Source organism: Xanthomonas sp. GW, assembly GCF_014236815.1.
Classification (GTDB): domain Bacteria; phylum Pseudomonadota; class Gammaproteobacteria; order Xanthomonadales; family Xanthomonadaceae; genus Xanthomonas_A.
This window is the reverse complement of the sequence record NZ_CP051189.1, coordinates 4,618,963-4,631,087: the sequence shown is the minus strand read 5'-3', so window position 1 is coordinate 4,631,087 and position 12,125 is coordinate 4,618,963. Positions and strand designations below refer to the sequence as shown.

The 12,125-nt window shown below is 69.3% G+C and carries 8 protein-coding genes; 1 reads left to right on the top strand and 7 read right to left on the bottom strand.

The window, feature by feature from the left end; translation table 11 throughout:
* Positions 1–49 precede the first annotated feature (49 nt).
* Entirely contained in the window at positions 50–937 is an 888-nt protein-coding gene (locus HEP73_RS19960) for a LysR family transcriptional regulator (protein ID WP_185821271.1), read from the bottom strand.
* Between the two features lie 104 nt (positions 938–1,041).
* On the opposite strand from HEP73_RS19960, the gene HEP73_RS19955 reads away from it, so the two are divergent.
* Positions 1,042–2,253 carry an MFS transporter gene (locus tag HEP73_RS19955; RefSeq protein ID WP_185821270.1) on the top strand — a complete coding sequence of 404 codons (1,212 nt, stop codon included), beginning with the start codon at positions 1,042–1,044 and terminating at the stop codon, positions 2,251–2,253.
* Here HEP73_RS19955 and yccS read toward each other — a convergent pair.
* From yccS to HEP73_RS19925, 6 genes are all read right to left on the bottom strand, one after another.
* Positions 2,198–4,420 carry a YccS family putative transporter gene (gene yccS, locus HEP73_RS19950; RefSeq protein WP_255423815.1) on the bottom strand — a complete coding sequence of 741 codons (2,223 nt, stop codon included), beginning with the start codon at positions 4,418–4,420 and terminating at the stop codon, positions 2,198–2,200. The genes HEP73_RS19955 and yccS overlap by 56 nt on opposite strands.
* A gap of 159 nt (positions 4,421–4,579) precedes the next feature.
* Positions 4,580–6,703 (bottom strand): TonB-dependent siderophore receptor, encoded by a 2,124-nt coding sequence (locus HEP73_RS19945; RefSeq protein ID WP_185821268.1) that lies wholly within the window; start codon positions 6,701–6,703, stop codon positions 4,580–4,582.
* A gap of 97 nt (positions 6,704–6,800) precedes the next feature.
* Positions 6,801–8,900, bottom strand: coding sequence for a TonB-dependent siderophore receptor (locus tag HEP73_RS19940; protein ID WP_185821267.1), 2,100 nt, complete (start codon positions 8,898–8,900; stop codon positions 6,801–6,803).
* 236 nt (positions 8,901–9,136) lie between these two features.
* Positions 9,137–9,811, bottom strand: a complete 675-nt coding sequence (locus HEP73_RS19935) for a uracil-DNA glycosylase family protein (RefSeq protein ID WP_185821266.1) — start codon at positions 9,809–9,811, stop codon at positions 9,137–9,139.
* Between the two features lie 126 nt (positions 9,812–9,937).
* The gene (gene purD / locus HEP73_RS19930) at positions 9,938–11,227 is read right to left on the bottom strand and encodes a phosphoribosylamine--glycine ligase (RefSeq protein ID WP_185821265.1); all 1,290 of its coding nucleotides are present in this window, start codon (positions 11,225–11,227) and stop codon (positions 9,938–9,940) included.
* A gap of 28 nt (positions 11,228–11,255) precedes the next feature.
* Positions 11,256–12,113 carry a hypothetical protein gene (locus HEP73_RS19925; protein ID WP_185821264.1) on the bottom strand — a complete coding sequence of 286 codons (858 nt, stop codon included), beginning with the start codon at positions 12,111–12,113 and terminating at the stop codon, positions 11,256–11,258.
* Positions 12,114–12,125: the final 12 nt, after the last annotated feature.

Sequence of the window (12,125 nt, the reverse complement as noted above, 5' to 3'; positions counted from 1 at the left end):
TCGTCGCGGCTGAAGCCGCTCCTACAGGGGGCGGTGCGACGTGGTGCGGCTAGCCGGTTTCGTCCGCGCCTGCCTGCTGCCGCAGCAGCGCGATCAGCGCGCGTGCGGCCGGGGTCGGGTCCGAGCGCCAGGTGGCGTAGGTCAGGAAGCGGAAGCGCTCGCGCAGCGCGATCACCGCCACGCCGTGCATCGCCGCGGCCATGCTCTGCGGCACGATCGCCAGGCCCAGGTCCTCGACCACCAACTGCCGCTGCAGATCGGCATGGGTGACCTCGTACTGCAAGCGCTGGCGCAGGCCGGCCTCGGCGAAGGCGCGGTCGATGATGCCGCGCACGCCGGCGCCGGCGATCAGCCCGGCCATCGGCGCGTCCTCCAGTTCCTGCAGGGACACCTCGGCGCGCGCGGCGAAGCGGTTGCCGGGTGCGGCGATCAGCGCCAGCGGCTCCTCGTGCAGCAGCAGGCGCTGCTCGGGCAGGACGATATGCGGGCCGACCCCGACCAGGGCCACGTCCAGCCGGCCTTCGCCCAGCTCGAGCAGCAGCGCATCGCTCATGCCGGTGCGCAGGTGCACGTCCACCGCGCTGTGCGCGGCGCGGAAGCGGCGCAGCAGGGCCGGCACCTGCACCGTGGTCAGCGAGGAGATCTGGCCGATGTGCAGGCGCCCGCGCACGGTGCCCAGCGCCTGCGCCATCTCCTCGTGCAGGCGTTCGGCGGCGCGCAGGGTGGCGCGTGCGTTGTGCAGGAACACCTCGCCGGCGGCGGTCAGCCGCACCTGCCGCGCGCCGCGCTCGAACAGCCGCGCGCCCAGCGCTTCCTCGATCTTGGCGATCTGGTGGCTCAGCGCCGACTGCACCGTGTGGCAGCGCCGCGCGGCGGCGGTGAAGCTGCCTTCCTCGGCCACGGCGACGGCGAATTCGAGTTGGCGCAGGGTCAGCATGGCATCTGCAAACAAGATGGTTCGAGTGAAAACAATACATTGGAAAGATCGATGGCGCTTGCCCAGACTGGCGCCATTCCTACCGCACCCCCTGGATTCCACTCATGGAAAGCTCCCCGCACCCCCCGATGCACCGTGGCCTGGTGCTGCTGATGGCCGCCGCCACCGGCCTGGCGGTGGCCAGCAACTACTACGCGCAGCCGCTGCTGGAAGTGCTGGCGCAGACCTTCGCGATCGACGTGCGCAGCGCCGGCGCGGTGGTCACCACCGCGCAGCTGGCCTACGCCGCCGGCTTGCTGTTGCTGGTGCCGCTGGGCGACCGCTTCGAGCGCCGCAGCCTGATCGTGGGGCTGTACGCGCTCAGTGCGGTGGGCCTGCTGATCAGCGCCGCCTCCAGCAGCTTCGCGCTGCTGCTGCTCGGCACCCTGGTCACCGGCCTCAGTTCGGTGGCCGCGCAGATCCTGGTGCCGTTCGCCGCCACCCTGGCCGCGCCGCACGAGCGCGGGCGGGTGGTCGGCACGGTGATGAGCGGTCTGCTGCTCGGCATCCTGCTGGCGCGTACCGTGTCCGGGCTGCTGGCCGGCATCGGCGGCTGGCATGTCGTGTACTGGGTGGCCGCCGCGCTGATCCTGCTGGTGGCGGCGTTGCTGTGGCGCGCGCTGCCGCGGCATCCGGGCAATCCGCGGCTGTCCTATCCGCACCTGATCGGTTCGGTGCTGGCGCTGCTGCGCGACGAACCGGTGCTGCGCTCGCGCGCGATCCTGGGCGGGCTGATCTTCGCCGGTTTCAGCATGTTCTGGACCACGCTGGCGTTCCTGCTGTCCGGCCCCAGCTACGGCTACGGCACCGCGACGATCGGCCTGTTCGGCCTGATCGGCGCCGCCGGCGCGTTCGCCGCCAACCTGTCGGGCAAGCTCGCCGACCGCGGCGCCGGGCACTGGGTGGGCTGGGGCGGGCTGGCCATGCTGCTGCTGTCGTGGCTACTGCTGGCCGCCGCGCCGCACTCGCTGTGGCTGCTGATCGCCGGGGTGCTGCTGCTGGACGTGGCGGTGCAGGGCGTGCACATCGGCAACCAGCACGTGATCTACCAACTGGATCCGAAGGCGCGCAACCGCATCACCTCGGCCTACGTCACCTGCTACTTCATCGGCGGCGCGATCGGTTCCAGCCTGGGCACCGCCGCCTACGCCTACGCCGGCTGGCACGGGGTGGTGGTCGGCGGCGCCGCGCTGGCGCTGGCCGCGCTGCTGTGGATGGGGATCAGCGTGCGGCCGGCACGGCCGGCGGCGGCGCCGGCGCCGCTGCCGGAGCGGTGACCGCATGCGCGGCGGCGCGCAGCTTGGGCAGCAGGCGCAGGGTCAGCGCCAGCTGGTTGCGCACCAGCCGCCGCTTGGCTTCGTCGATCCCGTCTTCGTGCTCCAGCGCATCGGCCATGCCCACCTCGGCCGATTCGTCGGCCGGCGGTAGCGCCTGGCGCTGCGCCAGCGCGTCGGCGATCGCGCCCAGGGTGTCCTGCAGGTAGCCGCCGGCGCGGTCGATGGCCGGATCGGCCTCGCCCGCCAGCGCGGCGCGGTGCGCGCCCAGCGCCGACAGGTAGCCGAGCAAGGTGTTGGACAGCGCCAGGAAGCGGAAGCCCGCATCCAGGTTGCGGCGGTAGCGGCCGGGTTCGCGCAGCATGTTGGACAGCGCCACCGACAGCGCCGCGTCGGCGTTGTGCATGTCGCGCCGGGCGATGCGGTAGGGCAGGTCGTCGCGCATGCCGCTGCGATACTGCTCCAGCACCTGCGCCAGGTAGCGCGCGCAGCTGGCCAGCACCGTGGCCATCACCTGGTTGAGGCGGCGGCCCTGCCAGTCGGGCAGGATCAGGAACGAGGCCGCCGCGGCGATCGCGCAGCCGATCAGCGTATCCACCAGGCGCGGCCAGATCAGCACGAAGCCGTCGCCGAGCAGGTTGAAGCAGAACAGCGCCATCACCGTGATCGCGGCGGTGGCCAGCATGTAGCGGTCGGTGCGGGTGACGAAGAACAGCAGCGCGCCGAACAGTGCGAACAGCAGCTGCAGTTCGGTGCCGGGGAACAGCTGCATCAGCGCCCAGGTCGCGATCAGCCCGATCAGCGTGCCGGCGATGCGCTGCGCCAGGCGCAGCCGGGTGGCGCCGTAGTTCGGCCGGCACACGAAGGCGGTGGTGAGCAGGATCCAGTAGCCGTTGCTGGCGTGGATCGACTGCATGACGGCGTAGCCGACCACCAGCGCGATCGCCATGCGCAGCCCGTGCCGGAACAGCACCGAGCCGGGGGTCAGCTGCTGGCCGACGCGCACCAGCATCTCGCGCAGCGTGTGTGGCGAGGAGTCGCGCAGGCGCGTGTCGAGGGTGTCGCTGGTGGTGTCGGACTGCGCGGATTCGGACAGCCGCCGCTCGATGCTCTGCAGGTTGGTGACCAGCAGTTCCAGCGAGCCGAGCAGCCGCGCATGGCGCGGATCGGCCTGCGCGTGCAGGAAATCCAGCGACTGGCGCAGGTCGGTGGTGGCCTGCTGGGTCTGCTCGCCGTATTCGAACGGCTGGCGCAGCCGGATCGCCTCGCCCAGCGCGGCGCAGGCCTTGCCTTGCAGGGCAAGCAGGCGCTGGCAGCGGTAAAGCACGTCGCTGTGGAAGAAGGCGTCGGTGAGCGCTTCGTAGGGGTAGTGCGAGGAGCTGGCGCGTTCGTGGAAATCCTGCGCCATGTAATACAGCCGGAAGTACAGGCCGGACTGCACGCCGGGCCGGCCGGAGCGGCCGAAGCGGCTCATGATCGCGGTCTTGGCCGCGTTCAGCGCCGCCACCACCTGCGCGTTCTGTTCGGCCAGCGCCAGCCGCCGCGCATGCAGGTCGCTCTGCCGCACCGGTTCGAACAGCGCGGCCTTCAGCCGTAGGTAGCGGCCGAGTTCGAAGAACAGCCGCGACAGCCGCTCGCGCACCGGGCGGTTGGCGAACAGCAGGGTCCACAGGATCGACAGCAGCCCGTACCAGGCGGCACCGAGCATCAGCAGCGCGATGCCGTGCCAGGCGTTGCCGCCGACGTGGCCGGTGCGGCCGCCATGGTCGATGCCGATCATCGCGTAGATCGCCAGCGCCACGGTGGCCTGGGCGATGGAGGCGTAGCGTTCGCCGAGCGCGCCGAGCAGGGTCAGGGCGAAGGTGGACAACGCCATGCCGGCGACGAACGCCAGCGGATACGGGAACAGCAGCACCACCGCGGCCGCGGCGGCGGCAAAGCACAGCAGCGACAGCAGCACCGACTTGATCCGGCCCAGCCAGTTGTCGTCGGTCTCGGCGATGGCGCTGGCGATGGCGCCGAGGAAGATCGCCGGCAGCGCGGTCAGTTGCTGTTGCTGCCAGCACACGCCCATCGCCACGCCCAGGGCGATGAACACGCGCAGCCCGTAGCTGGCCTTTTCGTGGGCCCACAGGCGGCTGAGGCGCGATTCGATCGAGGATTTCGGCACCGCGACACGATAACGCAACGCTGGCCGCGATGATGCTTGCCGACGATGACGACGCAGGTCGGCGAGCATCGGCGCCGCAAATGCGCTGCGGTCGTCGCTGTGCTGCCGTTGCCGCTGCGCCTTGCCGCGGGCATGCCGCGGCAAGGCGCAGGGCTGCGCTTACAGTTCGAACGTGGCGTTCAGCGACCAGGTGCGCGGCTGGCCGTAGCCGTTGCCGTCGTTGGTCCAGTAGCGGCGGTCGGTGAGGTTGGTGAGCTCGCCGCGCAGCGTCACCGGCGTGGCGCCCCAGTGCGTGCGATAGCCGAGGCCGGCATCGAGCAGGGTGAACGAGGGCAGCTTCAGGTCGTACAGGTCGTTCCACATCGACGCGCCGTACGGCTGCGAGCCGTAGTGCTTGGCGGCCGCGTGCACGCTCAGTCCGGGCACGGCGTCGAACGCGTACGCGGTGTCGAGCGTGGCCTGGAACCTGGCCACGCCGGCGGGCGTGCGGCCGACCGCGGCGGCCTCGTTGCGCAGGTACTCGGCGTCGACCCAGGTCGCGCCGGCGCCGATGCGCCAGTTCGGCGTGGCCTGCACGTGGCCGCTGAGGTCGAAGCCCTGGTAGCGCACCTCGCCGTCCTGCACGTAGTAGTTGGCGGCATTGCCGTATTCGGCGCCGCGCTCGATGCGGAACCAGGCCGCGTCCAGCACCCAGCGCGCACGCTCCAGCTTGTAGCCCAGCTCGTATTGCTTGCTTTCCAGCGGCGGCAGCAGCGTGTTGCGGTTCTCGTAGAGCTGGCCGACGGTGCTGCCCTGCTCCAGCGATTCCACGTAGCTGGCGTACACGGTCTGGTCTTCGCGCGGCTTGAACAGCAGCGCCACGGTCGGGGTATTGACCGACTTCCGGTAGCGCGCGGTATGCGTGCCGTCCACGTCCCAGCCGTTCTGTTCGTAGCGGGTGTGGCGCAGGCCCAGCAGCAGCGACCAGTGCGTGCCGACGCTGAGCGTGTCGCTGGCGAACAGCGCGTTCTGCTCGACCCGGTCGCTGCGGTAGGTGTCGCGCGAATGGGTGCTGTGGTAGCTGAGGGCGCTGTCCTGGTACAGGTTGGAGGTGCCCAGCTGGTACCACAGGTTCTGCTTGGCCCAGCCGCTGTCGGCCTGTTGCCAGCTCGCGCCGGCGACCACCTGGTGGTCGATCGGACCGGTACTGAAGCGGCCTTCGAGCAGGCCTTGCGCCAGGTAGTTCTCGGCGAGGTTGCCCAGGTCGTAGATATACGTGTTGGTGTCGCCCTCGCGGTTGAGCACGTAGTCCCAGATATTGTTGATCGAACTGCGGAACTTGCTGTAGCTCAGGTCCAGGCGCGCATTCCAGGCGTCGTCGATCCGCCAGCGCAGGCCGGTCATCGCCGACTGCATCTCGGTGTTGAAGAAGGTGTCGCGGATGGCGCGGTCGCGGCGCGGGTCGAGGCGGCGCGGCAGCGCGCTGTCGCCATAGCCGTAGAAGGTGATGGTCGGCGCTTCGTTCTCGAGCTTGCGGTCTTGGTAGAGCAGGTCGGCGGTCCAGGTGAGATCCTCGCTCAGCCGCGCATCCAGCCCCAGCGAGGCCAGCGTGCGCTCGACGTGGGTGTCGTTGTAGGTGTCGCCCTGTTCGCGCAGCAGGTTGAGGCGGTAGCCGAAGCGCTCGTCCGCGCCGAAGCGGCGGCCGTTGTCGAGCTGCGCGCTGTACACGCCGCCGTCGCGGTAGCCGACGCTCAGGTCCAGCAGCGGCGTGTCGGTGGGCTTCTTGGTGAGGTAGTTGACGATGCCGCCGGGCGCGCCGAAGCCGTACATGAAGCCGCTGGCGCCCTTGAGCAGTTGCACCTGCTCCATGCTCTCGCTCGGCCACTCGGCGCCGTAGGTGTACAGCGGCATGCCGTTGAGCTTGTAGCCGTTGCTGTAGCTGACCGGCAGGCCGCGCACCTGGATGGTGGTGTACCAACTGCTGTTGTAGGCGCCGACGTTGCCGGAGACCGACGGATCGGTCATGAACATCTGCGCCAGCGAGTTGACCTGGCGTTCCTGCAGGTCTTCGGCATCGACGCGGGTGATCGAGAACGGCGTGTCGCGCGCGGGCCGTTCGCCCAGGGCACCTGCCGGCGCCTCGGCGCGTTCGGCGTTGACCCGGATCGCGTCCAGCTCGGTGGCCTTGCGCTCGGCGGGGGCGGCGTCGGCGTCGGTCTCGGCCGCTGCGGCATGGACGGGAGCGCAGAGCGCGGCGGCCAGCGCGAGCGGCAGCAGGGAATGGCGTGGGAGGCGGGTGGGCATGACGGGTTCCGTTGGTCGGGGAAGAGGGTGCCGTGCCTTGCCGTTGAGGCTGGGTGGACGAAAAACGCGGCGGCCGCTGCGCAGGCCACCGCGCGGTTCACAGTTCGAACTGCACGCTCAGCGCATAGGTGCGCGGTGCGCCCATGCTGTTGGTGATCCAGTACTTGCGGTCGGTGAGGTTGTCGATGCTGGCGCGCCATGTCAGCGGATGCCCGTGCATGCGCATGCGATAGCCGGCGCCCAGGTTGGCCAGCGTGTAGTCCGGCAGCTTCAGCGTGTTGGCGCTGTCGTACCAGGCGTCGCCGAAGTAGCGCAGCGCGGCGTAGACGCTGAGTCCGTCGATGCCGGGGAATGCGTAGTCCACGTGCACCACGCCCTGCCAGCGCGCCGCGAAGCTGACGCGGTGGCCCTGGTCGGCGGCGTTGTCCGGCGAAAGTTTGTCGTAGCGCGGATCCAGCCAGGTGGCGCCGCCGCCGACGCTCAGTTGCTCGGTGAGGCGGTAGTCGCCGCTCAGTTCGATGCCGTCGTACAGGGTGACGCCGTCCTGCTCCAGATATTTGCCGGTGGCGGTGATGCGGTCGATGCTGGCGCCGCGCTGCAGCCGGAACGCGGTCGCGTTGGCGTTCCAGCGCGGATAGGCGATCTTGGCGCCGATCTCGTACTGCTTGCTGATGGTGGGGTCGAGCACCTGGCCGGCGTTGATGTAGTCGTCGCCGACGCGGCCGCCGGCTTCCAGCGATTCGATGTAGCTGGCATACAGCGTGACCGCATCGGCCGGCTTGTACATCAGCGCATAGGTCGGCGTCACCGGATAGGTGTGGTAGGTGCCGATCTGCTCGTAGTCGTTGTAGCGCCAGCCGGCCAGCAGCGACCAGCCCGGCGCGAAGGCGATGGTGTCGCTGACGAACAGCGCCTTCTGCAGCGTCTCGCTGCTGCGGGTCATCACCCGCGAGGCGCTGCTGTAATGGGTCATGCCCTGCCAGTCGTAGAGGTTGCCGCGGCCGATGGTCTGCCACACGTAGGGGCGGTCCCAGCCGGTGGCGTCCTGGCGCGAGGCGCCGGCCACCAGCTGGTGGCGCAGCGGCCCGGTGGCGAAATTTCCTTGCAGCATCAGCTGCACCAGCTTCCACTCGCTCCTGCCGCCCAGCTCGTAGGCGTTGACGTCGTAGTCGCCGTTGGCGTCGTCGATGTAGGCGAAGATCTTGTTGACGTCGTTCCACGAGGTGGTGACGCCATAGTTCAGGCTGGCCTTCCAGCCCTCGGCGAAGCGCCATTCCAGTCCGGTGGACAGCAGGCGCGAGCGGGTGTCGTAGTACGAGCCGGTCACCGAGCGGTCGGCGTCGCCGCCGATCGCGCGCGGCACCGCGCTGAGGCCGATGAAGTAGTACTGCGGCGCTTCCTCGGACAGCTGGCGGCTCTGGTAGACCAGGTCGGCGGTCCAGGTGAGGCGATCGCTCAGGCGCGCGTCGAGTGCGGCCGAGACGACCTTGCGATCCACCTCGCCGCCGTTGTACGTCTCGCCTTTCTCGCGGAAGACGTTGAGGCGGTAGCCGAACATGTCTTGGTTGCCGAAGCGCCCGCCCGCGTCGAGCTGGGCGCTGGCCACGGCATCCGAGCGCCAGCCGAGCCTGGCCGACAGGGTGGTGTCGTCGGTCGGCTTCTTGGTCAGGTAGTTGACCAGGCCGCCGGGCTGGCCGAAGCCGTACAGGAAACCGGCAGGCCCCTTCAGCAGTTCCACCTGCTCCATCGCTTCCAGCGGCCACTCGCTGCCCCAGGACGAGACCTGCAGGCCGTTGACGCGGTAGCTGTCGTAGCTCAGGCCGAGCCCGCGGTTGATGATCGGCGAGCTCCAGCCGCTGGAATAGGCGCCGACCTGGGTGACCACCGACGGATCGTTGAAGAACGCATCGCCCAGCGACACCACCTGGCGCTTGTCGAGGTCCTCGCGGTCCAGCACCTGGATCGCGAACGGCGTGTCCTGGATGTTGCGTTCGCCCAGCGCTCCGGCGTTGGCATGCACACGCGCCGCGGTCACGCTGACCGCGTCCAGTTCGGTGGCCTGGTCGGTCTCGGTCTCGGTGTCTTCGGCGTAGGCGTTGCAGGCCAGCAGCAGCGCGGCGGCGAGCGCGGCCAGGCGCACGCCGCGATGGAATCGGCAGGGGAGAACATGCGCGGCGAGCGCGGACGGACAAGACATCGGCAGCATCCTTTTCTGCGGGCAACAGCGTGCCGCCCGCGATCGGCGAAAGCGGTGGGAGAGGAAAGGGGATGGCTGACCGCTGGATGTCCCGGACGCGGGAAACTGGCTCCGTCGACGCGGAGCCATGCGCTGGCTAACGCGAATTGTTCTCTTTTGTGAAGCTCAGGTCAACGGATCGTTGCCTGACGCGATTGGATATGGCGGCCGGCACGAGGGCGTGCGGGCGTTCGCGCTCACACCGACAGTTGCCGCAAGCGCGCTTCGAGCAGCGCAGGGAAACGTTTGAACCATGTCTGGTTGAGTGGCGAGGGGTGCGGCAGCGGATATAGCGTGAAGCGTCGCGCCGCGCCGGTTTCGGTCTGCAGGCGGACCTCGGTGTGCGCGCTGAAGCGCGATTCGCTGGCCCAGAACGCATCCAGTTGCGCGCGCACGTCCTTGGGCTGGTCGATGCCGAACCACAGGAAGGCTTCGCGGCCGAGGGTGACGATCTCGTGGCCGCGCCATTGCGCGATCAACAGGCGCCGCATCAGCGGATGGAAACGCCGCTTGGCCTGCATCGACCAGGCCTTGTTGCCGATCGGCTTGTACGGCACGGTGTTGATCCAGAAGAAGGCGCGGCCGACCTTGAGCGAGGCCGCGAAGTCCGGCATCGGCTGGCCGTCGTGCAGGTGCCGGTACAACGCCTTGCGCACGAGTTGTCCGCCGCTGCCGACGAACGGTTCGCCGTGTTCGACTTCGCTGCGGCCCGGATCGCGGCCGAAGAAGCATAGCCGCGCGGTGCGGCGGCCCAGGCCGATGATCGGCTCGAGCGGATCCTTGGCGTAGTCGGCGTAGACCTTGGTGTCGATGCCGTCGGTCTGCGCCGCCAGCGCGCGGAATTGTTTGCGCAGGTCGGGATCCAGTGCCATGCAAAGTCCCTCGAATGCCGATGGTGCAACCTGTAGGAGCGGCTTCAGCCGCGACAGATCCTATGGCGACCTGCGTATAGGCTCTGTCGCGGCTGAAGCCGCTCCTACAAGAGGGCGGCGTGCGCCCTATTCGCCGCGTTCGCGCGCGATCGCGCGCCAGCCGATGTCGCTGCGATGGAATTCGCTGGGCCACCGGATCTGTGCCACGCCGGCATAGGCATTGCGCTGCGCGTCGGACACGCTGTCGCCGAGCGCGGCCACGCACAGCACGCGGCCGCCGGCGCTGAGCACGCGGCCCTGGTCGTCCAGCGCGGTGCCGGCATGGAACACCTTGGCGCTGGCCGGCACCTGGTCCAGGCCGGAAATCGCTTCGCCGGTGATCGGCTTTTCCGGATACGGCGCCGCCGCCAGCACCACGCCCAGCGACGGGCGCGGATCCCACTGCGCCTGGGTCGCGTGCAGTTGCCCGTCGATCGCCGCCTCGATCAGCTCCACCAGATCCGACTGCAGGCGCAGCATCACCGGCTGCGTTTCCGGATCGCCGAAGCGCACGTTGAATTCGATTACCTTCGGCGCGCCGCTGGCGTCGATCATCAGCCCGGCATACAGGAAACCGGTGAACGGCACGCCGTCGGCGATCATGCCCTGCACGGTCGGCTCCACTACCTCGCGCATCACCCGCGCGTGCACCTCGGGCGTGACCACCGGTGCCGGCGAATACGCGCCCATGCCACCGGTATTGGGGCCGTTGTCGCCATCGCCGACGCGCTTGTGGTCCTGGCTGGTGGCCATCGGCAGCGCGGTGGCGCCATCGACCATGGAGATGAAACTGGCTTCCTCGCCGTCGAGGAATTCCTCGATCACCACGCGCGCGCCGGCATCGCCGAAGGCATTGCCGGAGAGCATGTCGCGCACGGCCGCTTCGGCCTCGTCCAGGGTCATCGCCACGATCACGCCCTTGCCCGCGGCCAGGCCGTCGGCCTTGACCACGATCGGCGCGCCTTTGTCGCGCACATAGGCCAGCGCCGCGTCCACCTCGGTATGCACTTCGTAGAACGCGGTCGGGATGCCGTGGCGGGCGAGGAATTCCTTGGCGAAGGCCTTGCTGCCTTCCAGCTGCGCGGCCTTGGCGCTGGGCCCGAAGATGCGCAGGCCGGCGGCGCGGAAACGGTCCACCACGCCCAGCACCAGCGGCACTTCCGGGCCGACCACGGTCAGCGCCACCGCCTCGTCCTGCGCCAGCTTGAGCAGGCCGTCGAGGTCGTCGACCTTGACCGCCACGTTGCGGCACTTGGGTTCAGTGGCGGTGCCGGCATTGCCCGGGGCGACCAGCACTTCGCTGACGCGCGGGGATTGGGCCAGCTTCCAGGACAGGGCGTGTTCGCGGCCGCCGGCGCCGATGACGAGGATTTTCAAGGCGTGTCTCGTGAGGTCGAAGGAAGGACTATTCGCAGGCTTCGCGCTGCATCGATTCGGGGAACGGATAGGCCCAGCGCTTGGCGTCGAAGGCGAACACCTGGGTCGTGCCGAGCTTCTTGCCGCAGGAGATGCCGCGTTCCTCGATGGTCACCGGCCATACCCGCGCGGCGCGGTCGCTGTCGTCCACGTCGAGTTTGAAGTCCACGTCGAACAGTTGCGCCTGGCATTGTTCGGCGGTCTGCTGCGGATCGCGGCCGTCGTCGCTGCAATCCAGTGCGCCATGGTTGTCGATGTGCTCGCGCACCGAGCCGGCGTTGACCAGGCCCTTGGGGCCGGGCAGCACCAGGTCCTGCGATTGCAGCACGGTGCCTTGCCCCATCCAGTCGCTGTAGACCACGAAGCCGTAGAAATCGCTGCCCAGCCGCAGGATGTCCACCGCACCCGGGTCGCCGTCGCTGCCGAAGCCGTCGCCGAGCTTCTCGGCCACCACCGCCAGGCCCTGGCCGGTGTCGCGCAGGATCAGGAAATCGATCAGCCCCGGATTGGCATGGCCGCCGTCGCTGAGCCGGTGGCAGACCGCCAGCAGTTCCTGGATCTGGTCGCCGACCACCACCGGCTGTTCGGCGCAGACTTCGCTCTGCACCGCGTTGCCGTCGGCCTGCCCGGACCAGCTCTCCGACAGGCGCGCCTGCTTGCCGTAGCGCGTCTGCAGGAAGGCCTGCAGGCGTTCGGTGCGCGGCACGTGCGCAGTCGGTGCCGGTGTGGCGGCCGGCGCTGCTGTGGCCGCCGGCGCGGACGGTGTCGGCGTCGCGGTCGGTTTGCACGCGGCCATGCCGAGTGCGAGCAGCAGCGGCAGGCCGTGGCGCAATGGAGTGCGATTCATCGTTCCGATTCC

Bases quoted from the DNA above. Each gene is read 5' to 3' on its own strand.
- HEP73_RS19960 (WP_185821271.1), bottom strand. From the start codon at position 937: ATGCTGACCCTGCGCCAACTCGAATTCGCCGTCGCCGTGGCCGAGGAA.
- HEP73_RS19925 (WP_185821264.1), bottom strand. From the start codon at position 12,113: ATGAATCGCACTCCATTGCGCCACGGCCTGCCGCTGCTGCTCGCACTC.
- HEP73_RS19940 (WP_185821267.1), bottom strand. From the start codon at position 8,900: ATGTCTTGTCCGTCCGCGCTCGCCGCGCATGTTCTCCCCTGCCGATTC.
- HEP73_RS19945 (WP_185821268.1), bottom strand. From the start codon at position 6,703: ATGCCCACCCGCCTCCCACGCCATTCCCTGCTGCCGCTCGCGCTGGCC.
- HEP73_RS19955 (WP_185821270.1), top strand. From the start codon at position 1,042: ATGGAAAGCTCCCCGCACCCCCCGATGCACCGTGGCCTGGTGCTGCTG.
- HEP73_RS19935 (WP_185821266.1), bottom strand. From the start codon at position 9,811: ATGGCACTGGATCCCGACCTGCGCAAACAATTCCGCGCGCTGGCGGCG.